At 40.7% G+C, this 26,317-nt stretch carries 32 protein-coding genes and 1 tRNA gene; 2 read left to right on the top strand and 31 right to left on the bottom strand.

Translation table 11 applies throughout. The annotated features are described in order from the left end of the window. Nucleotides 1-35 precede the first annotated feature (35 nt). The 3 genes from J2T50_RS06880 to uvrA form a co-directional block, all read right to left on the bottom strand. Nucleotides 36-740, bottom strand: coding sequence for a DUF4811 domain-containing protein (locus J2T50_RS06880; RefSeq protein WP_253365072.1), 705 nt, complete (start codon nt 738-740; stop codon nt 36-38). 1 nt (nt 741) lies between these two features. Then, on the bottom strand, nt 742-2,241 hold the full coding sequence (locus J2T50_RS06875; protein ID WP_253365065.1) for an MDR family MFS transporter: 1,500 nt from the start codon (nt 2,239-2,241) through the stop codon (nt 742-744). A 155-nt stretch (nt 2,242-2,396) separates the two neighbouring features. Then, nucleotides 2,397-5,225: an excinuclease ABC subunit UvrA gene (gene uvrA / locus J2T50_RS06870; protein WP_253365063.1), complete on the bottom strand. Its 2,829-nt coding sequence runs from the start codon at nt 5,223-5,225 to the stop codon at nt 2,397-2,399. A gap of 127 nt (nt 5,226-5,352) precedes the next feature. On the opposite strand from uvrA, the gene J2T50_RS06865 reads away from it, so the two are divergent. Both J2T50_RS06865 and J2T50_RS06860 read left to right on the top strand, forming a co-directional pair. After that, entirely contained in the window at nt 5,353-6,297 is a 945-nt protein-coding gene (locus J2T50_RS06865) for a magnesium transporter CorA family protein (RefSeq protein ID WP_253365061.1), read from the top strand. 24 nt (nt 6,298-6,321) lie between these two features. Next, nucleotides 6,322-6,966, top strand: a complete 645-nt coding sequence (locus J2T50_RS06860; RefSeq protein WP_253365055.1) for a DUF1129 domain-containing protein — start codon at nt 6,322-6,324, stop codon at nt 6,964-6,966. A gap of 88 nt (nt 6,967-7,054) precedes the next feature. Here the strand turns inward: J2T50_RS06860 and rpsR are convergent, their stop codons facing one another. The 28 genes from rpsR to J2T50_RS06720 all read right to left on the bottom strand — a co-directional run. Next, nucleotides 7,055-7,294: a 30S ribosomal protein S18 gene (gene rpsR / locus J2T50_RS06855; RefSeq protein ID WP_049618463.1), complete on the bottom strand. Its 240-nt coding sequence runs from the start codon at nt 7,292-7,294 to the stop codon at nt 7,055-7,057. A 35-nt stretch (nt 7,295-7,329) separates the two neighbouring features. Next, nucleotides 7,330-7,824 carry a single-stranded DNA-binding protein gene (locus J2T50_RS06850; protein WP_253365054.1) on the bottom strand — a complete coding sequence of 165 codons (495 nt, stop codon included), beginning with the start codon at nt 7,822-7,824 and terminating at the stop codon, nt 7,330-7,332. 9 nt (nt 7,825-7,833) lie between these two features. Further along, nucleotides 7,834-8,124 (bottom strand): 30S ribosomal protein S6, encoded by a 291-nt coding sequence (rpsF, locus tag J2T50_RS06845; RefSeq protein ID WP_253365053.1) that lies wholly within the window; start codon nt 8,122-8,124, stop codon nt 7,834-7,836. 132 nt (nt 8,125-8,256) lie between these two features. Next, nucleotides 8,257-9,918: a DAK2 domain-containing protein gene (locus tag J2T50_RS06840; RefSeq protein ID WP_253365052.1), complete on the bottom strand. Its 1,662-nt coding sequence runs from the start codon at nt 9,916-9,918 to the stop codon at nt 8,257-8,259. Between the two features lie 2 nt (nt 9,919-9,920). Beyond that, nucleotides 9,921-10,286 carry an Asp23/Gls24 family envelope stress response protein gene (locus J2T50_RS06835; protein ID WP_222347130.1) on the bottom strand — a complete coding sequence of 122 codons (366 nt, stop codon included), beginning with the start codon at nt 10,284-10,286 and terminating at the stop codon, nt 9,921-9,923. A gap of 134 nt (nt 10,287-10,420) precedes the next feature. Then, nucleotides 10,421-10,609: a 50S ribosomal protein L28 gene (gene rpmB, locus J2T50_RS06830; RefSeq protein ID WP_001140949.1), complete on the bottom strand. Its 189-nt coding sequence runs from the start codon at nt 10,607-10,609 to the stop codon at nt 10,421-10,423. A gap of 293 nt (nt 10,610-10,902) precedes the next feature. Next, nucleotides 10,903-11,784 (bottom strand): class II fructose-bisphosphate aldolase, encoded by an 882-nt coding sequence (locus J2T50_RS06825; protein WP_253365050.1) that lies wholly within the window; start codon nt 11,782-11,784, stop codon nt 10,903-10,905. A gap of 159 nt (nt 11,785-11,943) precedes the next feature. After that, nucleotides 11,944-12,029 (bottom strand) — tRNA-Leu (locus tag J2T50_RS06820). 68 nt (nt 12,030-12,097) lie between these two features. Further along, on the bottom strand, nt 12,098-13,702 hold the full coding sequence (gene pyrG / locus J2T50_RS06815; RefSeq protein ID WP_253365048.1) for a CTP synthase: 1,605 nt from the start codon (nt 13,700-13,702) through the stop codon (nt 12,098-12,100). 145 nt (nt 13,703-13,847) lie between these two features. Beyond that, nucleotides 13,848-14,438, bottom strand: a complete 591-nt coding sequence (gene rpoE / locus J2T50_RS06810) for a DNA-directed RNA polymerase subunit delta (protein WP_253365046.1) — start codon at nt 14,436-14,438, stop codon at nt 13,848-13,850. An 85-nt stretch (nt 14,439-14,523) separates the two neighbouring features. Beyond that, complete coding sequence (locus J2T50_RS06805) at nt 14,524-14,670, bottom strand: FeoB-associated Cys-rich membrane protein (RefSeq protein ID WP_253365346.1); 147 nt, start codon at nt 14,668-14,670, stop codon at nt 14,524-14,526. A gap of 3 nt (nt 14,671-14,673) precedes the next feature. After that, a complete protein-coding gene (gene feoB / locus J2T50_RS06800; RefSeq protein ID WP_253365345.1) occupies nt 14,674-16,827 on the bottom strand; it encodes a ferrous iron transport protein B in 2,154 nt (717 codons plus the stop codon). After that, nucleotides 16,827-17,297: a ferrous iron transport protein A gene (locus J2T50_RS06795; RefSeq protein WP_253365044.1), complete on the bottom strand. Its 471-nt coding sequence runs from the start codon at nt 17,295-17,297 to the stop codon at nt 16,827-16,829. Before J2T50_RS06795 ends, feoB begins: the two co-directional genes overlap by 1 nt. A 142-nt stretch (nt 17,298-17,439) precedes the next feature. Then, the gene (gene tig, locus J2T50_RS06790) at nt 17,440-18,723 is read right to left on the bottom strand and encodes a trigger factor (RefSeq protein WP_253365042.1); all 1,284 of its coding nucleotides are present in this window, start codon (nt 18,721-18,723) and stop codon (nt 17,440-17,442) included. Nucleotides 18,724-18,925: 202 nt separating this feature from the next. After that, nucleotides 18,926-19,237, bottom strand: a complete 312-nt coding sequence (locus J2T50_RS06785) for a hypothetical protein (protein ID WP_253365040.1) — start codon at nt 19,235-19,237, stop codon at nt 18,926-18,928. A gap of 430 nt (nt 19,238-19,667) precedes the next feature. Further along, nucleotides 19,668-19,994, bottom strand: coding sequence for an ATP-binding protein (locus J2T50_RS06780; RefSeq protein WP_253365038.1), 327 nt, complete (start codon nt 19,992-19,994; stop codon nt 19,668-19,670). A gap of 201 nt (nt 19,995-20,195) precedes the next feature. Further along, nucleotides 20,196-20,750, bottom strand: a complete 555-nt coding sequence (locus J2T50_RS06775; protein WP_253365036.1) for a hypothetical protein — start codon at nt 20,748-20,750, stop codon at nt 20,196-20,198. Nucleotides 20,751-20,983: 233 nt separating this feature from the next. After that, nucleotides 20,984-21,238, bottom strand: coding sequence for a tyrosine-type recombinase/integrase (locus J2T50_RS06770; protein ID WP_253365344.1), 255 nt, complete (start codon nt 21,236-21,238; stop codon nt 20,984-20,986). A 76-nt stretch (nt 21,239-21,314) separates the two neighbouring features. After that, the gene (locus tag J2T50_RS06765; protein WP_253365034.1) at nt 21,315-21,686 is read right to left on the bottom strand and encodes a hypothetical protein; all 372 of its coding nucleotides are present in this window, start codon (nt 21,684-21,686) and stop codon (nt 21,315-21,317) included. 245 nt (nt 21,687-21,931) lie between these two features. Further along, a complete protein-coding gene (locus J2T50_RS06760) occupies nt 21,932-22,774 on the bottom strand; it encodes an ATP-binding protein (RefSeq protein WP_253365032.1) in 843 nt (280 codons plus the stop codon). A 9-nt stretch (nt 22,775-22,783) separates the two neighbouring features. After that, entirely contained in the window at nt 22,784-23,638 is an 855-nt protein-coding gene (locus J2T50_RS06755; protein ID WP_253365030.1) for a conserved phage C-terminal domain-containing protein, read from the bottom strand. A gap of 11 nt (nt 23,639-23,649) precedes the next feature. Then, a complete protein-coding gene (locus tag J2T50_RS06750; RefSeq protein ID WP_253365028.1) occupies nt 23,650-23,844 on the bottom strand; it encodes a hypothetical protein in 195 nt (64 codons plus the stop codon). Then, complete coding sequence (locus tag J2T50_RS06745) at nt 23,832-24,092, bottom strand: hypothetical protein (RefSeq protein WP_253365026.1); 261 nt, start codon at nt 24,090-24,092, stop codon at nt 23,832-23,834. The genes J2T50_RS06750 and J2T50_RS06745 overlap by 13 nt, the downstream gene beginning before the upstream one ends. Nucleotides 24,093-24,152: 60 nt before the next feature. Beyond that, the gene (locus J2T50_RS06740) at nt 24,153-24,530 is read right to left on the bottom strand and encodes a hypothetical protein (protein ID WP_253365024.1); all 378 of its coding nucleotides are present in this window, start codon (nt 24,528-24,530) and stop codon (nt 24,153-24,155) included. A 218-nt stretch (nt 24,531-24,748) separates the two neighbouring features. After that, nucleotides 24,749-25,030, bottom strand: a complete 282-nt coding sequence (locus tag J2T50_RS06735) for a hypothetical protein (protein WP_253365022.1) — start codon at nt 25,028-25,030, stop codon at nt 24,749-24,751. Nucleotides 25,031-25,100: 70 nt separating this feature from the next. Further along, the gene (locus tag J2T50_RS06730; protein ID WP_253365020.1) at nt 25,101-25,364 is read right to left on the bottom strand and encodes a hypothetical protein; all 264 of its coding nucleotides are present in this window, start codon (nt 25,362-25,364) and stop codon (nt 25,101-25,103) included. Between the two features lie 142 nt (nt 25,365-25,506). Continuing rightward, on the bottom strand, nt 25,507-25,794 hold the full coding sequence (locus J2T50_RS06725; protein ID WP_253365018.1) for a hypothetical protein: 288 nt from the start codon (nt 25,792-25,794) through the stop codon (nt 25,507-25,509). A gap of 88 nt (nt 25,795-25,882) precedes the next feature. Continuing rightward, the coding region (locus tag J2T50_RS06720) for a Rha family transcriptional regulator (protein ID WP_253365016.1) at nt 25,883-26,317 on the bottom strand (435 nt) is incomplete at its 5' end.

The following is a 26,317-nucleotide window of genomic DNA, read 5'->3' as shown; positions in this document are numbered from 1 at the left end:
ACAGCAAAAGCCCGAACATCCGTTCAGGCTTCTTTTTATTCTGCAATATTCAGAGCAGCTTTGATCGCTGCGATTTGTTTTTCAGCATAGGTTTGTGGGTTAGACTTGGCCAAAGCCATCATGGCTTGCGCTTGCTCTGGATGCTGAGCAGCTTGTACCTTCATTTTTCCGACCACGTCCTGCAATTGATTGGCCTGGTCTTCTGTCAATGCCATCCATGTTTTTTGAGGAAGATAGGCGGTCGTTTTTTGTGATACCAACTCACCTTCTTCACCACCGATACCGTAGAGCCATTTCGCCCAATCAGACTTCCACTCATAGCGTTTGGTGGTCGTTTCGACATAAGCTTTCTTCACGTCTGCCAACTCATAACCAGAGGTTTTCTTGACGGCTTCTGAGATTTTTTTCGTATTCGGAATAAAATGCGCAGTTGCATCAGCAGAATCCTTGGCATCACGGTAAACCAAAACTTTGTTATCAGAATCAGTCCCAATTTCTTTGTAAACGATAAATCCGTAAGGGGCACTGGTATTCCCTGTGCTATAAAGATCCTTCTGGGTTGTTGTTGTCACAATTTTCATACCAGTATGATGGACAAAATGATCCGTCAACAGATAGATGGTCCCCCCTAGTGCTAGCAAAGAAAGAATTCCCAAGCTCACACGAATAGCAGGTTTTGAAATCAGCATCCAGCTAGCAAACGTCGCTAGTGTTGCTAGGATAATCAATAAAACTATCATCTTACGCCTCCCCTTCTTTGGCGATGTGTTTTCCTTTACGAAGGAAATGCGCCACAACGAGACCAATTACTGCAAAAGACAAGCCCAGCGCAAAAGACACATGGAAACCATCCAGACTAGCATCCAGCATTTTCGCTGCGTATTGAAGCGGATTAGCATCTTTCAAGGCTGCTGCAGGTTTGTGGTCATTGATAACATTCTGTGTCACGCTAGACAAGAGTGCAACCACAACTGCAGAAGCGATTTGGCGAACTGTATTATTGGCTGCTGTCCCATGAGCAGCTTCATGAGGAGGTAGGGCACTCATAGCACTAGCTGTCAAGGGCATCATCACCATAGCAATCCCAAACATCCGAACTGCATACAAGAGGGTTACAAAATGAGTAGCGGTTGTTGCTGTCAGATAGATAAATGGTACCGTACCAATTCCCAAAACAACAAAACCAATCATCGCCATCCGGCGAGCTCCGACCTTATCGTAGAACCGACCTGAAATCGGGCTGACAATCCCCATGACCAAAGCCCCTGGCAAGAGAGCTAGCCCTGAATTCATGGCAGACATCCCACGTACATTTTGCAAGTAAAGTGGCAGCATCATCTCCACACCCATCATAGCCATCATCGAAAGGGCAATGGCTACTGTAGTAACTGCGAATTGTTTATTTTTAAAAACGGTCACATCCAAGAATGGTGTCTCCATTTTAAATTGGCGATAGACAAATAACGCAATAACGATCGTTCCGAGAGTAATCGGTGCAACCACATAGGTCATATCCCCCCAGCCGTGAGAGGCTACATTTGTGAACCCCCACAAAAAGGCCCCAAATCCAAGGATTGACAGCAACAAAGACGACGTATCCAAGCGAACGTCTTTATTTTCAATAACATCTTTTACCAAGAATGGTGTCAAGGCAAAAGCGATAACCAAAATGACTAGCGGAAGGATAAAAATGGCTCTCCAAGTCAAATCATAGCCTGCCACTGTAAAATCTTGCTTCAAAATCCAACCAGCCAAGGTTGGACCAATAGCCGGTGCCAGACCGACAACTAGACCATTTAAGCCCATCGCCGCACCACGTTGCTCAGCTGGAAAGACGTTGATCATCACCACCTGCATCAGAGGCATGGAAATCCCAACTGAAATGGCCTGGATTATGCGTCCAGCCAAGAACAGCGTCCAGTTTGATGTAGGGGACAATGTCGCCATTAATAAGCCAACAATTAGAATCGCATACGAGGCTGTATACAGCCACTTTGTAGAAAAGCGGGTGGCCAAAAAAGCAGACACTGGTATCATGATGCCATTTGCTAAAAGGAACCATGTTGTGGCTTGCTGGGCTGTGGATAAAGAGATATCAAAACTCTTCATCAAGGTTGGGATAGCTGTACCTAGGCTAGTTTGATTCAACACCCCAGCAAAGGTCGCCACCAAAAGAAGGATAATCATAGCTGTCCTATTGTAAGGTTTTCCATGAATATCATGTGTATCTTTGGTATTCATTTTTTCTCCAATTCTATCTATTCATCATGTTCTTTAAAAATAGTTCTCATGAAAACTATTTATGAACGATTGTTAGTGTATTCTTTTTTTGAAAAATATGCAAGAAAAAAGATTGGAAGCTATCTAACATGCAAAAAACAGCTCGAAAGCTGTTTTTACATGTTCAATTTTGGTTTCAGGTATTGGCCTGTATAGCTTGCAGGATTGGCCGCAACTTCTTCTGGCGTACCTGTAGCAACGATGGTTCCGCCACCAACACCACCTTCAGGTCCTAGGTCAATAATATGATCAGCTGTCTTGATGACATCAAGATTGTGCTCGATAACGAGGACCGTATTGCCATCATCGACAAAGCGTGACAAGACCTTCAAAAGACGAGCAATATCCTCTGTATGCAAACCGGTCGTCGGCTCATCCAAGATATAGAGAGACTTACCAGTTGAGCGTTTATGAAGTTCTGAAGCCAATTTCATCCGTTGAGCTTCTCCTCCTGACAAGGTCGTTGCAGGCTGGCCCAAGGTAACATAACCCAAGCCAACGTCTTGAATAGTCCGCAATTTCCGCTCAATTTTTGGTAGGTGCTTGAAGAACTCTACTGCATCATTGACCGTCATATCCAAAATCTCAGCAATATTTTTTTCCTTGTAGTGAACTTCCAAGGTCTCACTATTGTAACGGCGGCCATGACAGACCTCACACGGAACAAAGACATCCGGTAGGAAGTGCATCTCAATCTTGATAATTCCGTCACCCGAGCAGGCTTCACAGCGCCCACCCTTGACATTGAAAGAGAAACGCCCTTTCTTGTACCCACGAACCTTGGCTTCATTTGTCTGGGCAAATAAATCACGAATATCGTCAAATACACCTGTATAGGTCGCTGGATTGGAACGCGGTGTACGACCAATCGGACTTTGGTCAATATCAATGAGGCGATCCACATGCTCAATCCCCGTTAAGGCTTTGTGCTTGCCTGGTTTCTCTGAATTATTGTTGAGCTTGTGAGCCACCGCCTTCTTGAGAATGCTATTGACAAGCGTTGACTTACCTGAGCCAGACACACCTGTAACAGCAATGAATTTTCCAAGTGGGAAACGTGCCGTCACATTTTGTAGATTGTGCCCTGTCGCTCCCTGGATTTCTAGAAAACGTCCATTGCCAACACGACGTTCTGTCGGCACAGGAATCGTCCGTTTGCCTGACAAATATTGACCAGTGATGGATTTCTTGTTTTTAGCAACTTGTGTTGGTGTTCCAGCAGCAACAATTTCCCCGCCAAAAACACCTGCACCTGGTCCCACATCAATCAGATAATCCGCTGCTATCATGGTATCCTCGTCATGTTCCACCACGATTAAGGTATTGCCCAAATCCCGCATTTTTTTAAGGCTATCAATCAAGCGGTCATTATCTCGTTGATGGAGGCCAATCGACGGCTCATCCAAAATATAGAGAACACCTGATAGGTTGGAACCAATCTGCGTCGCCAGGCGAATCCGCTGACTTTCTCCACCTGATAAGGTACCCGCTGTCCGAGATAAGGTCAAATAATCCAGACCAACATTGCTGAGGAAAGTCAGACGATCCCGAACCTCTTTGACAATCGGCGTTGCAATAGTAGCTTCATTTTCTGACAGTTGCAACTTGGACAAGACTTCCAGATGGTCTGCAATAGACAAGTCTGAAATCTGCCCGATGTGAAGTCCCTCTTGACCACCCACCTTAACAGCCAAGGCTTGGTCATTGAGGCGGTAGCCGTGACAGGCTTGACAGGTCAATTCATTCATGTAAGCACGCATGACATTGCGCGTGTAATCACTATTGGTATCGTGGTAGCGACGATTCACATTTGTCACTACGCCTTCAAAAGGAATGTCAATATCGCGGACGCCGCCAAAATCATTTTCATAGTGGAAATGGAATTCTTTCCCATCCGAGCCATTCAAAACCAAATCCTGCTCTTCTGAGGACAACTTTTCCCAAGGCGTGTCCAAATCAACACCAAATTGTGTCATGGCTTGCTCGAGCATACTTGGGTAATAATTAGATGAAATTGGATTCCACGGTGCAATCGCTCCTTCTCTCAACGTCTTACTCGCATCTGGCACAATCAAATCCGTGTCCACTTCCAGACGCATGCCCAATCCATCACACTCCGAACAAGAGCCAAATGGCGCATTGAAAGAAAAGAGACGAGGCTCCAACTCAGGAACTGTAAAGCCGCAGACTGGACAAGCATAGTGCTCTGAAAACAGCAATTCCTTGCCATCCATGGTATCGATGACCACATAGCCATCCGCTAGACGCAGAGCCGCCTCAACCGAGTCAAACAAGCGAGAACGAACACCCTCTTTAATCACAATGCGATCGACAACAATCTCAATATCATGCTTCTTGCTCTTTGACAACTCGGGAACTTCCGTCACGTCATAGACTTCCCCATTGACACGGATACGGACATAACCATCTTTTTGAATTTTTTCAAAAATCGTTTTGTGCTGCCCTTTTTTCTTGCGCACAACAGGTGCCAAAATCTGGAGACGCTGGCGCTCAGGGAGGGTTAAAATCTCATCCACAATCTGCTCAACAGACGAAGCTGAAATGGCTCCATGCCCATTGATACAGTAAGGAGTTCCGACACGGGCATAGAGCAAACGAAGGTAGTCATGAATTTCCGTTGCCGTCCCAACCGTAGAACGAGGATTTTTCGACGTCGTCTTCTGGTCAATTGAAATCGCTGGGCTTAACCCCTCAATCGAATCCACATCTGGCTTTTCCATATTCCCTAAAAACTGACGTGCATAGGCCGACAAACTCTCCACATAGCGCCGTTGCCCCTCCGCATACAGGGTGTCAAAGGCCAAACTGGACTTACCCGAGCCAGACAAGCCCGTCACAACGACCAGCTTATCCCGCGGAATCGTCACATCAATATTCTTTAAATTGTGGGCGCGAGCCCCATGAATTACAATCTTATCTTGCATATTTTCTTTACCTCTTAAACCTCACTATTATAACACATTTTCTATAAAAAACTTTTCCTTTACATCCATTTTTGGTATAATAGGGGATGCGCCTTGTGTGCTAAAATTCAACTGAGGAGGGTCCTGTATGAAGCAAATTTTTCTTTCTACAATTACTGATTTAGAAGAAATCCAAACATTCCAACCAGGTGCTTGGATTAACTTGGTAAACCCTTCCCAGAGCGAGTCAATGGAAGTCGCCGAACATTTTAACATCGACATTACCGACTTACGTGCTCCACTCGATGCGGAAGAAAGTTCCCGTATCGTGGTTGAAGACGACTACAAGCTCATCATCGTTGACGTTCCCATTCTCGAAGAACGCAACAACATGACCTACTACGTCACCATCCCGCTCGGTATTATCTTGACAGAGGATTCGATTATCACTACCTGTCTGGAAAAATTGCCTCTCTTTGATCAATTTATCCATCACCGATTGCGGAATTTCTACACCTTTATGAAATCACGCTTCGTTTTCCAAATTCTCTACCGCAACGCACAACTCTACCTCTCAGCCCTGCGGACCATTGACCGGAAAAGCGAAGAAATTGAAAGTCAACTCCATGAAGCCACAAAAAATGAAGAATTGATTGTCCTCATGGAATTGGAAAAAACCATTGTCTACTTTAAGGCGTCCCTGAAAATGAACGAGCGAATCGTCAAAAAATTATCTGGGTCATCCAGCCTCTTACGCAAGTACGAAGAAGACGAAGACTTGCTAGAAGATACCATGGTCGAAACGCAGCAGGCCTTGGAAATGGCTGATATCTATGGAAACATCTTGAACTCCATGACGCAAGCCTACGCCTCTATCATCTCCAACAACCAGAACACCATCATGAAGACACTAGCCTTGGCAACCATCGTCTTATCCATTCCAACCATGGTCTTTTCAGCCTATGGAATGAACTTCAAAGACAATACCATCCCCTTCAACGACATTCCTCACGCCTTTGAATGGGTCATCTTCGCAGCCTTTGCGATTAGCCTCTCTCTCACCTTCTACTTCATCCGCAAAAGATGGTTCTAGGTCCCCACATAGAAAGACAGTCAAATGGAATTACAAGAATTAACTAAAAAAAATCAAGAATTTATCCACATTGCGACAAGCCAACTCATCCGTGACGGCAAGTCAGACCAAGAAATCAAAGAGCTTCTTGAAGAAGTCCTCCCAACTATCATTGAAAATCAGAAAAAAGGAATTACAGCTCGCGGCCTCTATGGCGCACCTAGCGACTGGGCCAAGAGCTTTACAAAATCAGAGGACAGCAACACTGTTCCTGAAACTAATGACAACCCTTGGCTCATGTGGGTTGACTCTAGCCTGCTCATTTTAGGAATTTTAGGCCTTGTCAACGGCTTGATGAACTTCTTCCATTCTGGAACGCAGTACGGACTTCTCACTTTCTTGACCATCGGATTTGGCGTCGGAGCTGGAATCTATCTCATGTATCACCTCATTTACCGTAACATGGGTAAAGTCGGCCAGCGTCCTAAATTTTGGAAAGCTATTTTCTATCTGATTTTAACGACTCTTGCTTGGTCAATTGTCTTCTTCCTAGCAGCTCTGATTCCAGCAGCCATCAACCCAACCCTATCACCAATCGCTACGATTATCATCGCTGCAATCGCCTTTGGATTACGTTACTACTTGAAAAAACAACTCAATATTCGCAGCGCTATGCAGCCTGTACAATAAAAAAGCAGACCAAACTAGTCTGTTTTTTTTGCATAGTAGTCACTCTTTTTCTCAAAGCAAAAGAAAAAGGTCCATAGGACCTCTTTTTTTAATCTTCGTTTACGAATGGCAAAAGAGCCATAACGCGAGCACGTTTGATTGCTGTTGTTACTTTACGTTGGTTTTTAGCTGAAGTTCCAGTCACACGACGTGGCAAGATTTTACCACGTTCTGAGATGAAACGGCTAAGAAGCTCAGTATCTTTGTAATCAACATATTCAATTTTGTTAGCTGCGATGAAGTCAACTTTTTTACGGCGTTTGAAACCGCCACGACGTTGTTGAGCCATGTTTTTCTCCTTTATAATTTTAATTCAGTCCATCCTTAGAATGGAAGATCATCATCTGAAATATCCATTGGATTGGTTGTACCAAATGGACTTTCTTCGCGTGCAAAGTTTGGTGTAGATTGTGCAGGTGTTTGATAAGATGAATTGTAGTCATTTCCACCAGAATATGAATTCCCAGCGTTGTAACCACCACCTTGACCTTCACGTGCAGTACGACTTTCCAAAAGTTGGAAATTATCCGCAACAACTTCCGTCACATAGACACGTTGTCCTTGCTGATTTTCGTAATTACGAGTCTGGATACGACCTGTAATTCCAACCAAGGCACCTTTTTTAGCCCAGTTTGCTAAATTTTCAGCTTGCTGGCGCCAAATAACAACGTTAATAAAGTCCGCTTCACGTTCACCATTTTGATTTTTAAATTGACGGTTAACAGCCAAAGTAAAAGTCGCAACAGCTTGGTTTGACGGTGTGTAACGAAGCTCTGCATCGCGGGTCATACGACCAACTAGTACTACATTATTAATCATACACTATCCTTACGCGTCAGTTTTGACGATCATGTGACGAAGAATATCGCCGTTGATTTTTGACAAACGGTCAAACTCGTTAAGAGCTGCATCATCGTTTGCTTCAACATTTACGATGTGGTAAAGTCCTTCGCGGAAATCTTTGATTTCGTATGCAAGACGACGTTTTTCCCAATCTTTTGATTCAACAACAGTTGCACCGTTGTCAGTCAAGATAGCGTCAAAACGTGCTACCAAAGCGTTTTTAGCTTCTTCCTCAATGTTTGGACGAATAATATAAAGAATTTCGTATTTAGCCATTGATAGTTCCTCCTTTTGGTCTAATGACCTACACTCATCGGTGCAGGTAAGTGAGGGATACTCACAAGAAATTATTATACCATAATGTACAAGAAAAGCAAGAAAAAAGCAGGCTAGGGCCTACTTTTCTATTTATTCGATACTGAAAAGATATGGATAAACCGGTTGATTTCCTACGTGAATCTCTACTTCGATATCTTCGAATTTTTCTTCTAAGTCATCTGCAATTTCTTGAGCCAAGTCCTTGCTTCCGTCTTCACCGACGTAGATTGTCACGATTTCACTGTCCTCATCCAACATTTTAGCAAATGTTTTTTCCAAGGTTTCCATCATGTCTGGATTTGACACAACAATTTTTCCATCAACCATACCAAGGTTGTCATTCTCATGAATTTCTAACCCATCAATAGTTGTATCACGAACCGCCGTTGTCACGCTACCGCTTTTCACATCTGCAAGCGATGCTGTCATTGCCTCAAAATTATCTTCGATAGACGCATTTGGTTCAAATGCCAAGAGACTTGTGAATCCTTGAGGAATTGTGCGTGTTTCAATCACTTTAACAGCAACTTCTGCAACCTCTGCTGCCGATTGAGCCGCCATGAAAATGTTTTTGTTATTTGGCAAGATGATAACGTTACGTGCATTAACCAAATCAATTGCTTTAACGAAATCTTCTGTTGATGGATTCATGGTTTGTCCACCTGAAATCACATAGTCAACACCTTGTGATTTGAAGATATCTGTCAAGCCTTCACCTGCTGCGACAGCAATCACTGCGTATTCTTTTCGCTCAGCTGGCTTTTGGTAACTATCTTTTTCAAGAACAGCCTCATGCTGATTACGCATGTTGTCCACTTTGACTTTTACCAAGCTACCATATTGAAGACCTGCTTGCATAACAAGTCCTGGATCTTCTGTATGAACGTGAACTTTGACAATCTCATCATCATTGACTACAAGGAGAGAATCCCCAAGGTCATTCAAGTAGTTACGGAATTCTTCGTACTCAAAATTTTTTACATAAGTAGGACCTTGACGAAGTGCAACCATGATTTCTGTACAGTAACCGTAGGTAATGTCTTCTGTCGCAACGTGTCCTGCTACAGATTTGTGGTGCTCCGCATTGATCATTTCAGTCATAACTGCTGGAGTTGCTTGGAATTCCTCTGAAGCGATGTATTCTCCTGTCAATGCTGACAAGAAACCTTCATAGATATAAACCAAACCTTGACCACCTGAGTCTACCACACCAACTTCTTTCAAAACTGGAAGCATCTCAGGGGTTTTCTTAAGGGCACGATTAGCACCTTCAAGAGTGGCGCGCATCACTTCAACTGCATCATCTGTCTCTTCAGCTTTTTTAAGAGCAGCCGTTGCAGCACCACGAGAAACCGTCAGGATTGTCCCCTCAACTGGCTTCATAACTGCTTTATAGGCAACTTCTACACCATTTTGGAAGGCGTGCGCCAAGTCTTTCCCATCCAATTCAACTTTACCTTTGATTGATTGACCAAAACCACGGAACAATTGTGAAGTAATAACACCTGAGTTTCCACGAGCTCCCATCAAAAGACCTTTTGATAAGATTTGACCAACTTCACCAACTGTTGAAGCAGGTTTATCTGCTACTTCTTTGGCACCGTTTGTAATCGTCATCCCCATATTTGTACCAGTATCTCCATCTGGAACCGGGAAAACGTTCAATGAATTCACATATTCTGCTTGTTTATTCAAACGAGAAGATGCTGCTTGCACCATTTCTTGAAATAAACTAGTTGTAATTTTTGACACAATTATTCTCCTACGACCTTAATATTTTGAATATAAACATTGACAGTATCTGCTGCAATTCCAAGTTGATTTTCAAGATTAAATTTTACACGTTCTTGGATATTGCGAGAAACTTCGCTGATTTTGACACCGTAACTCATGACAGTGTAAACGTCAACCGCAATGTTTCCTTCTTCAGTCGTTTTAACAACAACACCTTTGGCATAATTTTCCTTACGAAGGAGGGCCTGAAAATTATCCTTGATGGCTGACTTACTCGCCATACCGACTACACCGAAAATTTCAGTTGTAGCGCCACCGACAACTGTGGCAATCACGTCATCAGTCAATTCGATTTGGCCGTCTTTTGTATTGATTTTAACAGTCATATTTTGCTACCTCAAATAGTTTTATCACACTATTCTACCATAATTTCAATCTCCTGTAAAAAAGAAGATTGTGACAACCGATATCTTCTTGACTTTTACAACAAAAAATGACCCTACTGGATCACTTCTTTTTATTAAACACGTTCAACTTTGCCTGATTTCAAAGCGCGAGCTGAAACCCAAACTTTTTTAGGTTTACCGTCAATCAAGACAGTAACTTTTTGAAGATTTGGTTTAACAGTACGTTTTGTTTGGTTCATAGCGTGTGAACGGTTGTTTCCTGAAACAGTCTTACGACCTGTAAAGTAACATACTTTAGCCATTTGTATTTCCTCCTACGTAGTATAATCAAGGATGTGCTAGCACCACATACCAGACTATTCTACCACAATTCAAACCTTGATGCAAGAACTTTTTTCTATAGAAGAAAAAGACCTGAATAATCAAATCTTTCCTTTTGATTCAATTACGCTTTATTCGCTCCAAATCAAAGATTTGTTCGCAGATAACCTATATTCTCCACTACAAAGTAGAAAAAGATCTGTGAATAATCAGATCTCCTTCACTTTATTCAATTAAGCTTTGTTTGCTCCAAATCAAAGATTTGTTCGCAGTTTTACGCCTTATTCGCTGAACCGAATACGTCAATGCGTTCTTCAACTGATGCTTGGATAGCTTTTACGCCGTCAGCCAAGAATTTACGTGGGTCAAAGAGTTTTTTCTTGTCGTATTCTGCTTCGTTTGCTTCATAAGCTGCTGCAAATTTACGAGTAGCGTTAGCGAATGCGATTTGGCATTCAGTGTTAACGTTAACTTTAGCAACACCAAGTTTGATAGCAGCTTGGATTTGTTCGTCAGGGATACCTGAACCACCGTGCAATACGATTGGGAAACCTGGAACAGCTTCAGTCAATTTTTTCAAGTGGTCAAGGTCAAGACCTTCCCAGTTTGCTGGGTATGGACCGTGGATGTTACCGATACCTGCAGCAAGGAAATCGATTCCTGTAGCAACCATAGCAACAGCGTCTTCGATCGGTGCCAATTCACCTTTACCGATGATACCATCTTCTTCACCACCGATAGTACCAACTTCAGCTTCAACTGAGATACCTTTAGCGTGTGCCAATTCAACTACTTCTTTAGCTTTTGCAAGGTTTTCTTCAACTGGAAGGTGTGAGCCGTCAAACATGATTGAAGTGTAACCAACTTCGATACACTCAAGTGCATCTTCGTAGTGACCGTGGTCAAGGTGGATAGCAACTGGTACAGTGATGTTCATTGACTCAACAAGACCAGCAATCAAGTTGCGAGCTACTTTGTAACCACCCATGTATTTTGCTGCACCCATTGAAGTTTGGATAAGAACTGGAGCTTGTTTAGCTTCTGCTGCACGCAAGATAGCTTGTGTCCACTCAAGGTTGTTTGTATTAAATCCACCAACAGCATATCCGTTTTCACGAGCTGCTTTGACAAATTTTTCTGCTGAAACTAATGGCATTAGAATCGCCTCCTATTATTTTTTGGGGTTATCCCCATACCCTTTTATTCTACCATTTTTTCATAGAAATGGCTAGTCTAATCTGATTTTCTATGCGCTTTCATAATTTTCTTTTATAAATTGCAACAAAAAAAGACAGGCACAAAACCTGTCTACCTCTGCGGAAAGGGGGACTTGAACCCCCACGACCTAAAGCGGTCACAGAATCCTTAGTCCTGCGCGTCTGCCAATTCCGCCATTTCCGCTTAACACAAGAACCAGTATACCATGACACTAGTTCCTTGTCAACAACTTTTTTCAAAAAAATTGAAAATTAGTTTCCATTTTCCACTGCAGCAGTCACAAAGGCTGTGTAAAGCTCTTCAGCATGGTTTGGACGGCTGTGGTACTCTGGGTGATATTGAGCAGCTACGAAGAATTTTTTATCTGGCAACTCAACGATTTCCATCAAGCGATTATCTGGTGACACACCTGAGAAGACAAAGCCAGCTTCTTCAAATTGCTCACGGAATTTAGTGTTAAATTCATAACGGTGACGGTGACGGCGTTGTACCACTTCTTGATTATTGTAAGCTGCAGCTGCTTTTGAACCAGTTTTTAATTTACATGGATAAAGTCCCAAACGCAAGGTACCACCCATATCTTCAACATCAACTTGGTCACGCATCAAGTCAATAATTGGGTAAGCTGTGTCTGGATTTAGCTCAGCTGAGTTTGCCCCCTCAAGATTAAGAACATTGCGGGCAAATTCAATACAGGTCAGCTGCATACCTAAGCAGACTCCAAGCATTGGCACATCATTTTCACGTGCATAGCGAATGGCTTGGATTTTTCCTTCTGTACCACGTTGACCAAAGCCACCAGGGACGATAATCCCATCAGCATCACCCAATAAGGCTGCTGCATTATCTACAGTCACATCTTTAGCATTGACCCATTTCAAGTCGATGGCTGCATCATTTTCATAGCCTGAGTGTTTGAGAGCTTCAACAACAGACAAGTAGGCATCGGGCAATTCCACGTATTTCCCAACAAGGGCAATCTTTCTGGTTTTCTTAAGGTTCATCACCTTATCCACCATGGCTGTCCAGTCTGTCATATCTGCTTTTGGCGCATCCAATTTCAGGTGATCACAAACGATTTGGTCCATTTGTTGTGCTTGAAGATTGAGCGGGATTTGATACAAGTGCTCAACATCGCGAGACTCGATAACTGCTTCTGGCGCAACATCACAGAATTGGGCCAGTTTGTTTTTAACTCCTTGCTCAACAGGCTGCTCGGTACGAATGACCAACATGTTTGGTTGGATACCAAGTCCACGCAATTCCTTAACAGAGTGCTGGGTTGGTTTGGTTTTCATCTCACCCGCTGCTTTAAGATATGGCAAAAGTGTCGTGTGAATGTACATAACATTGTCAGACCCCACATCTGCTTTCATTTGACGAAGGGCTTCAAGGAAAGGCAAGCTCTCAATATCACCAACCGTTCCACCAACTTCAGTGATAATCACATCTGAGTCTGTTGTCACCGCCGCGCGTTTGATTTTATCTTTCAAGGCATCGGTGATATGTGGAATAACCTGAACAGTTGCTCCTAGGTATTCCCCACGACGTTCTTTGCGCAGGACTTCGCTGTAAATCTTACCTGTTGTCACGTTTGAGTATTTGTTGAGATTGATGTCAATGAAACGCTCGTAGTGACCGAGGTCAAGGTCAGTTTCAGCCCCATCATCAGTGACATAAACTTCTCCGTGTTGGTAAGGACTCATCGTCCCTGGGTCAATGTTGATGTAGGGATCAAATTTTTGGATGGTTACTTTAAGACCACGATTTTTCAATAAGCGACCCAAGCTGGCTGCCACAATCCCTTTACCGATGGATGATACCACACCACCTGTTACAAAAATATACTTTGTCATATTTACTCCTTTTGTATCTTCTCTTCTGGGAAAAACAAAATAGCCCCCTAGAAACTAGGGAGCTTTTTTCTGACCTCTAAAAGAGATGCCCGAACAATACTATAAACTATTTTCGGTTACTTGTCAAATATCGAACTCTGAAAAATTACTCAACTTCTTCTAAGTCATCGTCTGAGTAATCATCATCTTCTTCATTCAATTCAACGTCTTCTTCCAAGTCATCATCTGGGATGATTTCGTTGATTTCTGAATCGTATGATTCGACCTCATCTTTTTCGTCATCTGGATTTTCTTCGTCGTATGAGGTATTTTCTTCTACGTCTTCATCGTCGTATGAATCTTCATCTTCAGGATCGTCGTTACCATAATCAATGGCATCGTCATCACCATCCATAAAGGCATTAACACGTTTTTTCTTACGTTTTGGTGCATCTTCATCGTCTTCTTCAAGTGTAATCACTTCTTCGTCGATTTCGTCGATTGCATACCATGAACGAAGACCCCACTTGTTTTCACCTAGAGGAATAAAGCTGCCATCCACATTCAAGTCTGAATAGAAGATTGGAAGCGCAGCACGAATCTCGCTGTTTGATTTTTCTAAGTAATTTTGGATTTCGTTTACCAAGTCATTGAAGTACATTTCATTATCACGACCACGTTCTTCCAAGATAGCACGCGCCACCTCGATCATTGATAATTCACTTTTTTCTTGTCCTGCAAATACATTTAATTCCAAGGCTATTCTCCTTTTTTGTCTTTCCTTGCTATTTTACGCTAATTTTCGCAAATAGTCAAAGATATTACCAAGGCAAATCAACTTTCTATCCTTCTTTGTGCGAATGCGGCATTTGTTCTCTCACCGGGCAGTCCACATGACAATCTCCGCAAGAACCTTTTTGATATATCGTATGTCGAATACTGAGTCCGACAGCGAGCGCAATGAGCGCTGCAATAATAATTGTTGCCATCATTTATCCTTCTTTCCAAGCTGCTAAATTATCCAAGCCAATGACTTTTTCCGTAGCCGTACGAGGTTTACGGATAATGAAATACCCCATACCAAGCAAAGCCAATCCAGCTACTCCTGTCCATAAATTGAAGGTTTGTCCATAGAGAAATACCAGTCCGAACTGATAAATCACTAGACTGACCACATAAGCCAAGAATGTCTGAAATCCGATGGCGTACAAGGTCCATTTCCACTCAGCCATTTCACGCTTAATAGCTCCCATGGCCGCAAAACATGGAGCACACAGGAGGTTAAAGACAAGAAATGAATAAGCTGCTAGCGCAGAGTAATCCTGCTGCAAGCTGTGCCACAAAACTTTACTCGTTTCTCCCGCATCAGGATTGTTATAAAGAATCCCAAAAGTAGCAACCACCGTTTCCTTGGCTGCCAGTCCCGTGATAGCCGCAACGGTCGCCTTCCAATTTCCAAAACCAAGCGGTGTAAACATCCAAGCCAAACCACGACCCAAGCTAGCCAGCAGAGAATGATCCGTTTCGACTGCTTGCAGACGGAGATTGTAGTTGGACAAAAACCAAATCAAGACCGTCAAGCTGAAAATAATAGTACCTGCTCGTTTGGCAAAACTCAAACCTTTCCCCAGAGCGTAACGAAGAACCGCCGTCCATTTAGGGAGATGATAGGCTGGTAATTCCATAATAAACGGGCTGGTATCACCACTCAAGGCCTTTGTCTTTTTCAACGCAATTCCTGAGAGAATGATGGTGCCAAATCCGACAAAATAGGTGCTCGGAGCCACCCACGGAGTTTGCGGAAAAAACGCTCCTGCAATCAAGGCGATAATTGACAACTTAGCCGAACAAGGCATAAAGGTCGTTGTCATGATCGTAATTTTTCGCTCCCGCTCGTTCTCAATCGTCCGACTGGACATAATCCCTGGCACACCACATCCCGTTGATATCAACATCGGAATAAAGGATTTGCCCGAAAGACCAAAACGTCTAAACACACGGTCCATCACAAAGGCAATCCGGCTCATGTAGCCGATATCTTCCAGAACGCCCAAGCAGAGAAAGAGCACGATAATCTGTGGCAAGAAGCCTAGAACAGTCCCCACGCCGGCAATAATCCCATCTATAATCAAGGACTGCAACCACGACTCAACCGCTAGACTTTCTAACCAAGATCGAACAGTTTCTGGAATCCACTCTCCAAACAAAACATCGTTGACCCAGTCCGTCCCCATTGTCCCAACAGTCTGAATGGATAAGTAATAGACCAGATACATGACTAGCGCAAAAATCGGCAGCGCTAAGATACGATTGGTCACCACACAGTCAATCTTATCGGACAAATTGAGCTTAAAGTCACTTTCCTGACTTTGCACCAACTGACAGACTTTTTCAATGAAAGCATAGCGCTCATTAACCACGATAGACTCCGCATCCTCTGTGAAAATTTCCTCCGTGATACGGATGATATCCTTAACCTCTTTCTCCTGAAAAGCAGATAGAGGCATCTCCGACCAGACCAAACTATCCCCTTCGAATAATTTGATGGCATAAAAACGGCTAGATTTTTCTGAAACGCTATTGCCTAAAACCTCTACAATCTGGGCCAAGGCAGCTTCAAATTTATCATCATAGGTTGGAAAAACTGAAGCATCAACTTGGTTATGCCTTGGCTGAGCCACCACCTTCACCGCCTTATCCACCCCAGTATTGTGCAGCGCACTAATCGCAACAACTGGCGTCCCCATCAAATAAGCCATTTTCTCCATATTGACCGTTCTGCCTTGCGCCTGCAGTAAATCCGTCATGTTTAAGGCAATGGTCACTGGTACTCCAGTCTCAATCAACTGCGTCGTCAGATACAGATTTCGCTCCAGATTTGTCGCATCTACCACATCCAAAATAGCATCTACATGCGGGCTCAAGAGGTAATCTCTAGCCACCTTTTCTTCCGGACTGTAGGGAGACATGGAGTAAATACCTGGCAAATCTTGCACCGTCCAGTCGCTATGATTGCGTACAGTTCCGCTTTTGCGTTCGACCGTTACCCCCGGCCAATTTCCCACTCGCTGGCGTGATCCCGTCAATAAATTAAACAAGGTCGTCTTTCCCGAATTCGGATTTCCAATCAATGCAATCTGTGTCATCATTTTTCCTCCTCGATAGGCGCCACGCTAATGAGCTGGGCTTCTGACTTCCGTAAACTAAGTTCATAGCCTCTCAGACTGATTTCTATAGGATCTCCTAAAGGGGCCACCTTGCGCAAATACACTTTTGTATGCCGTGTTAATCCCATATCCATCAAGCGGCGTTTGGATTCATTGACCGCAAAAATCCCTTGAATAGTAGCAAATCGTCCAACAGGGAGCTCAGATAAAGAGATTACTGCCACCTCATTTGCAGCCTCCCTCACTTCTACCTTAGATAAGATGGAAGCATCAAAAGCTAAGCGATTAGCCTTTAACATGACAATAGCGCTCTGCTTGGTTTTCGATACCAATTCCAAGCGTGAACCAACTTTCAATCCCAGATTCGCCAAATGATGCACACTGTCATCTGGCAGTTCGATAGATATTATTTCATAAGGGCAGGAGACCCTTGCATCTAGCAAAATCAAGTTTCTTGACCTCCGATACAAAATGTGGTATAGATTTCTATTTTATACTAGTATAGCACACTTTAGAATTATCAGACGATTATCATAAAAAAATATTTTCCCACGCAAAAAGACCGGAATCACTTCCAGTCTTTTTAAATGATTATTTTACAGTTGCTGTGCTTGTGATCAATTCAACAGCTTTTTTCACTGTGATGTCATGTTTCAACATGTCTTCTGAAAGAAGCCCACGAACTTGTGGCACTTCCATGTTGTAAGTTGCAGCCAATTCTTCGATTTCAGCAGTGATTTCTTCTGCGCTTGCTTCGAAACCTTCTGCTTGTGCTACTGCTTCGATAACAAGGTTTGTTTTTGTACGTTTTTCAGCGTCAGCTTCGTATTGAGCGTGAAGATCTTCTTCAGTTGTACCTGTGATTTGGAAGTACATTTCTGGTGAGATACCTTGTTGTTGCATACCACCCAAGAATTCGTTCATAGCGCGGTGTACTTCTTCGTGTACCATTTCGCCTGGCAATTCAACGATTTCAGCGTTTGCTACAGCCAAGTCGATTGCTGCTGATTCAACAGCGTCGTCAAAGGCGATTTCTTTTGCTGCTTCCAATTCTTTACGGTATTTAGCTTTCAATTCGTCCAAGGTTTCAACTTCTTCGTCGATGTCTTTCGCCAATTCGTCATCCAAAGCTGGAACTTCTTTTACTTTAACTTCGTGGATTGTTGTCACGAATACTGCTGGTTTACCAGCCAAGTCAGCTGCTTTGTAGTCTTCAGGGAATGAAACTTCAACGTTTACAGTTTCACCAGCTGCATGTCCAACCAATTGGTCCTCAAAACCTGGGATAAATTGACCTGAACCAAGTTCAAGTGAGTAGTTTTCACCTTTTCCGCCATCAAATTCAACTCCGTCGATTGAACCAACAAAGTCAATCACTACAGTGTCGCCTGCAGCTGCAGCGCCTTCTTTGATTGCCAATTCGGCCAAGTTATTGCGTTCGCGTTCAACTTTAGCGTCTACTTCTTCGTCTGTTACTTCTTTAGAAACTTCTACTGAGACTGCAAGGTTTTTGTAGTCACCCAATTTTACTTCTGGTTTTGTAACAACTTCAGCATTTACAACCCAGTCTTGACCTTTTTCCATAGAAACAACGTCAATTTTTGGTTGTGCAACAACTTCGATACCAGCATCTTTAACAGCTGCTTCGTATGCGTTTGGCAACAATGCGTTTACAACATCTTGATAAAGAGCTTCTTCGCCGAAACGTTTGTCAAAAATGGCACGAGTGATTTTACCTTTACGGAAACCTGGAAGGTTGATATCTTTTTTAACTTTGTTAAATACACGATCCAATTCTGGTTTGATGGCTTCTTGAGCGATTGTGAAGGTCAATACGCCATGGTTTGTTTCTTTTACTTCAAATGATACAGACATTAGGTCTTACTCCTTAAAATTTTATTGTCATTCTTGTCAATTCTACCATAAAGTCTTAAAAAAAACAAAATTTTTAGCTATTTGGTATGTGTTTAAAGCTCAAGAAACAGTCACTAAATATTAAAGTTGTTTTCCAATCAAAAACAAGCCAACTTTCGCTGACCTGTTCTGATTTTTTTATTTCAACCTTTGATCATTCTACTTATTGATTTTCTGGTATCGCCTTTTTCACCTCACCAACTGTTGCAGGATTGGCATCACTAAATAAAATCTTTTCACCATCCTCACTTCGCATTTCAACTTTATATGTTTCTTTTGTTTCATTTTCATTAACGAAGAAACCACCACACTCAATAATAGGCGTTTCATCAGGATATTTCGCTAGCATTGAAAGCAGATCTTTGTCTGTTTCTGATAATTTCACTAATTCTTTTACAGTTCTGTTAGAATACGTAGCATTAGTGGACTCAACTGCTGAAATATGGCTTGTTGCACGACTGTTGAGAAATACCATACCCAATATTATTAAAACACCACTGCCATATAATATTTTTTCATATCTACCCCCTATTTATTTGATTCAACCATGCTTTTGAGTATATCATAGGTTTCAAAAAGTGTCAAAAACGTTGATTTAAAGCCGTTTTCACACTTTACATTTTTCAATAGATTTACACTGATTTCCGTAGTAAGTCAGTAAATTAGTCAGTATTTTTTAGCGGTATTTTATATAATTTGACTCAATAGAAAAATAATGAGTCCAGCGGGCAAGAAACTAGCACTTTAGAATAAGTGCTTTTTTTATGCATGAGCAAAAAGAAAACACCTATAAGGTGCTTTCAAGTTTCACACAATCACTGTGTATTTTTTCGCGCTAAAAACCTCTTTGATTTTTATAATTATATTGTATCACATTGTTATATTTTAAGCTAGTATTATCACTATCACTTTTTTAATACTTTCACAAGCTGAAAAGGAAGGGAGCTATTTCTAATCAAAATATTTGCCTTACATTGGTAAAAATCTGTCTGAAGCCAAATAAAACTGACATCGTAATTTTTAAAAGCACGGAGTTCCTGATTAGTTGGATAACATGTGATATGACAAACAACATTGACTTTGGATAATAGTCTTTTAGTCAACAAAATCTGGTCTTTTTTAGTTGCACGTTCATGCATATAATCTAGGTCAGTAACAAACGGAAAATGAGCCGTTGCAAAGGTTGTTTTTCCAGAACCAATTAGACCACAAAGAAAAATAACTTTTTTCATTTTTCCTCCAACTCTTTAATCGTAAGTATAGTCCCTAATAAATAGATAATGTTTAACCTTTCACGGGCTGGCGATTCGCCATTTTGGCGCGAGAAAATTTGTACAGTGACTGCATGAAGGGCAGAGCTTGGAAGGGGGAGGGACCCCTACCCCCATGCTCAATCTAATAGAGGTCACTGTACAATTACAATCAGAATGTTATTATTTATAATTCAAAATCATCTTATACGATTCAAACTCTTTAAAGAAATTCATTGCGTCTCTTAGGTTGTCGCCCCTAACTTCATAAGAGTATACGTTGAAACCTGTTTCGCCTTGTGGTGTGAAATTGTTTTGTAAATCTCTGATTGTTTTTTCTGCCTCGTCTCTCGGCTGCCCTGATTGTTGATACAATTCTTCCAGTTTCTGTAGCAACTTACTTGCTTCCTTTAATAGTTTATCATCCTCTTGTTTGATGTATTCGCGTATTTCGGTTTCAATCGCTTGTGTCTGTTCTTCAGTGAGATATGTTTTATTTTTTATTTTCTCAGCACGATTTTCAAGCATTTCTTTTTGGGTATTCAATACAGATATTTTTTCCTTAGCTTTGCTATAGGCTTCAGCGTCAAGGGCTACTTCAGCACTATCCATTGCCTTAAGTTGCGCGCTAATTTCTGCTTCAACTTCTGAAAGTTGGTTTGTGATTGTCGCCAGCTCTTCTGTTTGTTGCTGGCGAGTTTGTTCTAAAAGTTGTTTATTTTTTTCGATTACATTCATTTTATTTTCTCCATTTTTTAAAATCTTTTATGTTGTTCTGTTAGAATATTTTTTGTTTCATTCCTTATTTTAGGCTTCCTATACTCCATTTTTACCCCCTCCCAATTAGTCATATCTTATATTGTGTCTAAACCTTTCCCATATCTTAAAGCCTATCATATTAACGTTTTAGCCTGTTTTTCACCTTTTTACCAGCGTTCTCTTTTTTATGACTAATTAAAGACTGGAATTGCTTATATTTCTATCAAATAGTCTTGTGTTTCCATAATGTACCGTAGAGTTATTTCTGGGCTTGAATGATTGAATATCGCCATTAAATCTGCAACATTGCCATATTTTTTATAATAGTGATAGCCAAATGTTTTTCTCATGGTTTGGGTTCCAATATTTGAAAGCCCTATTGCTTTACCAGCCTTACTTAAAAACCAATATACTGTACGTCTGTGTAGTGGTTTGTTCGTTCCTGTTCGACTTGTAAAAAGATATATTTATTGCTATATAAAATACTTTGAACGTTGTTCAATACCTACCCACTCATTCCGTTGAACTTCATCTTTTGGGGTTTCATTGTTCACCGTTGATTTCCTTACATTCATTGAATAAGTCGGTATACAGTATTGCAAAATGTTCTAGCGCCTGCACTCTGACCTCTATATATTTTTCAATAGTTATATTTAGTTTTTCGCATAGTTGCTTTCGTGTTTTCTTCTCCTTTCCCCTCCCTTTATATTGGTTAATTAAAATTTCTCTTTCATCTCCTTTCAGTCTGTTTATAGCTTTGTCTATTAGTTTAACTAATACCGCTCCACGTTCTGAAAATGGCATGTCAGATAATCCCGCCAGTTTTTTAAATCCATGATAGCTGATTAGTATTCTTTCAGCATATTTCTGTTTATTGTTTATGTTCATTTTGTTGCTAGTAAATAGTATCTTCATATCCTCTGAATTTAACATATCTTACATTCTGTTAAATTCAAGACCCCTCAAAAACTCTTACTCTTGCAAGGATTTGAGCCTATTTTCCAAAATGCAATTTACTTTTTTTCAATATGTTAAATTCAGTGTACTTTTGTGCTAAAATTGCAGCATTATTGGTTGCTGTAAAATCTATTAGATTGGGCGGTGGTTAGTGTTTTTAAGACTTTATCTATCACTTAGCATTCTCCTTATTCAATATTTTTTTATCTCCCTATCCGTTTCTGTAACTCGGTCAACTTATATCGCTTATCAGCAATTCCAAATACTTTAAAAGCATTCCCATCTAAACGCTCTAAAATACGACTGTAGTTTTTCTCACCAAGTGCCAGCTTTAACTCATCGCTACTTAAGTTGCTGTTGATAATAGTATTCTGACGTTTATCCAGTATCTTGAAAAGCAACTCACGTTCCCACTTACTAGCTTCATCGGTTGCTTTTCCTCTGCTACCTAAATCATCTAAAATAAGGAAGTCTACACCACTTAGCAGCTTAATAACTTCAAACTCTGTCCGCTTAGCTTCTTTCCCATAATTCCAACCATGCTTAATTTCACTAACAATATCTGTCAGGCTTGTAAAAAGGACACTCTTAGGGTTCTTGTCTTCCTTAAAGCCCTCATTGATCGCTTTAGCAATAGCTAGACTTAAATGACTCTTACCTGTTCCCGTATTGCCAGATATGAGAGTATTTCCAATCATCCCTTGTAAGTATTTGTTAGCTTGGCTCTTAGCAAAATTTAATAGTTTCTTTTCTTCTGCAGTCTCTGCGATAAAATTATCAAAATTCGCTTCCTTCAACTTACCAGGTATTAAACTTTCCCTTTCAAAAACCTTATAGGTTTTTTGGGCTAACTCCCTCTCCTGCCCCATCTTCTGTAATGTATCATTATCCGATGCAATTTTTTTCTCTACACATTTAGGACAGAAAGGGGGGATAGTTCGTTTATGTTCATCATTCCCAACTTGCATACTTAAGCTTAAAAGTTTGACGTGATGAATCGGACACAATTCGTCAATTTCAACTGTTCTTTTAAATTCTTCAAACATAGCGACCTCCTAAAATGGTAAATCAGGAAAATTATCATTTGGATCTATTCTTTTATTTTTAGGTTTCTGATTCAAATAGCTATCAAACTTAGTTCCAAAGAGTGTCTCAGGTCTCAAATATTTAGCAAACTCTGGATTATCTTTCCATTCTGCCGTTTTGATATCGACCACCTGTTTGAAGTCTTCAAGTGTATAGCCCTCTCTAAAACGTGCTTGCAACAGTTTTTTTGTCTTATCAACAAATTTATATCGCTTGTTAGCTTTTTGATTTAAATAGGCAATCGGTGTCCAAAGTTCTTTATTCTTTGTTTTTTCTAATTCTTTTATGGCTGTTTCTTCAAGCCAATCAGGAAAAGTATAGTCGGGATTTCCCGACAATATATTATCTAATATATAACTATTACTCTTGCTATAGCTCTCATCTCTTATCTCTATCTCTTTCTCTACGTTATTTTGCGTTATCAATGCGTTATTTTCTAACGCACTTTGTTTTTTCTTAGCTTGAAAACGCCGTTGTCGTAAAGCGTTAGAGGTAATTTGCCCCACCATTTCTGGCATACTATTCAAGTAATACTTATCGGCTTCCACAATCTCAAGTAACCCTTTTTTCTGTAAGAAAGCTAGCGTCACCGCAACATTCTCAGGATCTTCATGGATTGCTAAGGCTACTTCCTCAGCAACATTATCCCCAATATTTTCAAAGTAAAATATACCTTCATCAGCCATGGACATCAATAACATTTTTTGATAAATGATTGTATATGTATCTCCGCCTGCAATCTTTCGTAGCAACTGAATTTCCTTCTTCTCAAAGAAGTCCTTTTCCAACTTTAGAAAGTAATATGTCTTTTCTTTACCTGCCATTTCTACTCCTCCTAATTGTAGTATTTTCCAGTAAGTTGAATAATAGCCCCATAATGCTCATTTTTTAGCTTGTTAGTGTCTTCTTCATCTTCCAGTTTAATTTGATAGCTAATACGGCTCATTTTGTGCCATTGGTAGATGACCAGCCTAATCAGCACGATAAAGAAAAAAATTGCTTGTGATGGTGTTAAATTTAGTTCTTGCATTTTCTTTTCTCCAAGTAGTTACTGATATACTGATTCTGTTCATCAATACTCATCTTTTTAAACATTTCAACTTCTTCAATGCTTATCTTTCTATTGATAAAATCTGTAATAAAAGCAAATAGTTCCGGATAGGTGTAGCGCACTTCTTTTAAAATATCTAATATTTCTTTTTCTTCCATTTTCCCAGATACTTTTTTCTCTCTCAAAATCTCCGTTGTATATTTTGTTAACAGTTCATCAGTTGTCATATCCTTCCCTCCTCTGTAACTTGTTACTTGTTTAACTAGCTATAGCTAAATAATCTCGTGTTACCGTAAGTTGTGTTGTATCGTAGTTCTTAAGTACTGCTCTTCTGTATAAGCAACATACGCCTCTTGCTCTTCAATCGTTTTGAAGAATTTTTTAGCCTGTCTCTTAAAAAAGGCTTGTCTCATAGCATCAATCTCAAAAATACCTTGGCTGAATATAACTCCTGTAGAATTTTTAGAAATTGCTTTTAATTTCTGGGCATTGTTCAATTCGGGTAATTCAATCCATAGCAATCTTTGTAATTCCTCTTTTATGAATCCTATCTGTGTAGATAAAATAGATTCTTCAATAAAGTCATTATTTTCACTTGCTTTCTGCAGTTTATTGCTAATATTATCCAAGCACTGAATAAGAATTTCGTAAGTAGTTTCTACCATTGTTTTTCCCCTATTTTTATTTTCTATTAGTCATCACACTATGGCGTGTTTTTTGCAACTATCAAGCTGTTGCTCGCTCTGCGGTGGTATGGTACAATGAATGTACAAATATTTACTAAACCCCTTTTAATAACAACTTGTCTGCTTGTTAATTTGGTTTTAGTTTGTAAGTGGAAGGCTTGGAAGTTTGGTCGCTCTCAAAGCCTTTTTTATTGCTCTCATTCTTCTACACCTAAAAAGCCTAGCAATTCACTGATTTTATAGAATACAGTGCGACTATCGTTAATCGGTGGGGTGTAGCGTTTTAACCCTAATGACTCCCAGCGAATAATTGTATTGTGGGCTATATCTAGCTCCTCCTGCAATTCCTTTTTACTGATCAGCCCCGTCAAACTCTTTTTAGGCTGATGGTAGTCCGTCAGCAACTCAAAAGCTGTCTCTACTGACTTTCTGACCGCTCGATTTACTTCCTCTTGGTCAAGAGTAATTAGTGATGCCATAGAAATTCTCCTTGTATGTTCTCAATTACGTTTATAAAACCAACCTTTTCAGCTTGCCCGCTGGTTAATCTTAATCCTTCTTATCCTTTTTTGTTTTTGGGGTAAGTGGTTGATAGATTAGATGACGATTTTCAATCAAGTCATATATCCAATCCAAACTCTGTGAGAGTTGTTCAAGAGATGCTCCCAAATCCTCCGTATCTAATTCAGCGTAATTCATGCTGACAGATTCAGAAAGTTCTACGTCACGTTTGACCAATTCCTTAAAGTCTCGAAAATATTTCGGAATATAATTCCCATTCTTATCTTTTACAAATTTGATATCATCTGCCATTTTCTTGTTCTCCTTTATCAATTTTTTTCTTTGTCTGTATAAGGGTTTCTACCATTGATTTTCAGACTTATGTTTCTTTCTCGGTATATTTACCCTAGGAAGATAAAATACTTCTTTTTTCTCCCTAAACTATCGGCGCAAATTAGCGAATATTTGACTTTAGCCGTTCGGCTCTTTGTCGTTTTTGTTCTTCAGATAGTTTTGGTTTGTTTTTTACAAATGGATTAACTGAAAAATCCTCCAAATTTGTCAGCTTGGCACGTACATATACGCAGAAATCATTTTCAAGTTCCTTTTCAAGGCTTTCAAAAGCTTCTTCGGTTTTCAATATCTTTGTAACGTGTCTCCTAACATTGCTTTCAAAGTACCAGCAATCATCTAGTTCATCATAGCGGATAACTGTCTCCCGCTCTTCGGGTAAGTATGCCATATTTCTAACTCCTATATCGTTCTATCGCTGAAATCCCAGCACATAATTTTTAAGACTGTTTTAACTGTCTTTTTTAATACCATAAATATCAAACCTCCGATAGTTTCCATCCTCCTTTTTTGTCTACAAGTGCTTTGATATCGTCATACTTCATATCAAGATTAATCAAAGCGATTGCCATATCTTCCAATGCTTGGTATTTTACAAGCTCCGTACTTGTTAAGCTATCCAGCCCCGTCTTTCCGCCTCGCTGGTCAAGTAATTTCTTCTTGTTTAGCCCTGTTACGCCCTTTAGTAAAAGGTTTGTAACCGTGCTATAAGCGTGCTTGGGTGCTTGTCCCCAATTCTTGATAGCTTCATTCAAGGTCTTACGTTTTGGCTTCTCTAGTGCCCTCTGATAGCGAAACTCTGCTACCTCGTTGCGTAGTTCAAAGAATGCTTTGACTAGGTTCTTTTTGAATTCTCTGACGGGTTCGGTGTTTCCTAGATAGGTAACTAATAAAGTCGCCTGCTGTTCGTTTAA

It is taken from the genome of Streptococcus gallinaceus (assembly GCF_024170225.1).
GTDB lineage: Bacteria > Bacillota > Bacilli > Lactobacillales > Streptococcaceae > Streptococcus > Streptococcus gallinaceus.
This window is presented reverse-complemented; position numbering and strand designations above follow the sequence as displayed.

Bases quoted from the DNA above. Each gene is read 5' to 3' on its own strand.
- J2T50_RS06880 (WP_253365072.1), bottom strand. From the start codon at position 740: ATGATAGTTTTATTGATTATCCTAGCAACACTAGCGACGTTTGCTAGC.
- J2T50_RS06760 (WP_253365032.1), bottom strand. From the start codon at position 22,774: ATGTTTGAAGAATTTAAAAGAACAGTTGAAATTGACGAATTGTGTCCG.
- uvrA (WP_253365063.1), bottom strand. From the start codon at position 5,225: ATGCAAGATAAGATTGTAATTCATGGGGCTCGCGCCCACAATTTAAAG.
- J2T50_RS06725 (WP_253365018.1), bottom strand. From the start codon at position 25,794: ATGGCATACTTACCCGAAGAGCGGGAGACAGTTATCCGCTATGATGAA.
- J2T50_RS06875 (WP_253365065.1), bottom strand. From the start codon at position 2,241: ATGAATACCAAAGATACACATGATATTCATGGAAAACCTTACAATAGG.
- J2T50_RS06755 (WP_253365030.1), bottom strand. From the start codon at position 23,638: ATGGCAGGTAAAGAAAAGACATATTACTTTCTAAAGTTGGAAAAGGAC.
- J2T50_RS06775 (WP_253365036.1), bottom strand. From the start codon at position 20,750: ATGAATGTAATCGAAAAAAATAAACAACTTTTAGAACAAACTCGCCAG.
- rpmB (WP_001140949.1), bottom strand. From the start codon at position 10,609: ATGGCTAAAGTATGTTACTTTACAGGTCGTAAGACTGTTTCAGGAAAC.
- J2T50_RS06850 (WP_253365054.1), bottom strand. From the start codon at position 7,824: ATGATTAATAATGTAGTACTAGTTGGTCGTATGACCCGCGATGCAGAG.
- pyrG (WP_253365048.1), bottom strand. From the start codon at position 13,702: ATGACAAAGTATATTTTTGTAACAGGTGGTGTGGTATCATCCATCGGT.
- J2T50_RS06860 (WP_253365055.1), top strand. From the start codon at position 6,322: ATGGAATTACAAGAATTAACTAAAAAAAATCAAGAATTTATCCACATT.
- J2T50_RS06735 (WP_253365022.1), bottom strand. From the start codon at position 25,030: ATGGCATCACTAATTACTCTTGACCAAGAGGAAGTAAATCGAGCGGTC.
- J2T50_RS06730 (WP_253365020.1), bottom strand. From the start codon at position 25,364: ATGGCAGATGATATCAAATTTGTAAAAGATAAGAATGGGAATTATATT.
- J2T50_RS06750 (WP_253365028.1), bottom strand. From the start codon at position 23,844: ATGCAAGAACTAAATTTAACACCATCACAAGCAATTTTTTTCTTTATC.
- J2T50_RS06835 (WP_222347130.1), bottom strand. From the start codon at position 10,286: ATGACTGTTAAAATCAATACAAAAGACGGCCAAATCGAATTGACTGAT.
- tig (WP_253365042.1), bottom strand. From the start codon at position 18,723: ATGTCTGTATCATTTGAAGTAAAAGAAACAAACCATGGCGTATTGACC.
- J2T50_RS06780 (WP_253365038.1), bottom strand. From the start codon at position 19,994: ATGAAAAAAGTTATTTTTCTTTGTGGTCTAATTGGTTCTGGAAAAACA.
- rpsR (WP_049618463.1), bottom strand. From the start codon at position 7,294: ATGGCTCAACAACGTCGTGGCGGTTTCAAACGCCGTAAAAAAGTTGAC.
- J2T50_RS06745 (WP_253365026.1), bottom strand. From the start codon at position 24,092: ATGACAACTGATGAACTGTTAACAAAATATACAACGGAGATTTTGAGA.
- rpsF (WP_253365053.1), bottom strand. From the start codon at position 8,124: ATGGCTAAATACGAAATTCTTTATATTATTCGTCCAAACATTGAGGAA.
- J2T50_RS06740 (WP_253365024.1), bottom strand. From the start codon at position 24,530: ATGGTAGAAACTACTTACGAAATTCTTATTCAGTGCTTGGATAATATT.
- J2T50_RS06865 (WP_253365061.1), top strand. From the start codon at position 5,353: ATGAAGCAAATTTTTCTTTCTACAATTACTGATTTAGAAGAAATCCAA.
- J2T50_RS06785 (WP_253365040.1), bottom strand. From the start codon at position 19,237: ATGGTATTTCTCAACAGTCGTGCAACAAGCCATATTTCAGCAGTTGAG.
- feoB (WP_253365345.1), bottom strand. From the start codon at position 16,827: ATGACACAGATTGCATTGATTGGAAATCCGAATTCGGGAAAGACGACC.
- J2T50_RS06825 (WP_253365050.1), bottom strand. From the start codon at position 11,784: ATGCCATTAGTTTCAGCAGAAAAATTTGTCAAAGCAGCTCGTGAAAAC.
- J2T50_RS06765 (WP_253365034.1), bottom strand. From the start codon at position 21,686: ATGAAGATACTATTTACTAGCAACAAAATGAACATAAACAATAAACAG.
- J2T50_RS06805 (WP_253365346.1), bottom strand. From the start codon at position 14,670: ATGGCAACAATTATTATTGCAGCGCTCATTGCGCTCGCTGTCGGACTC.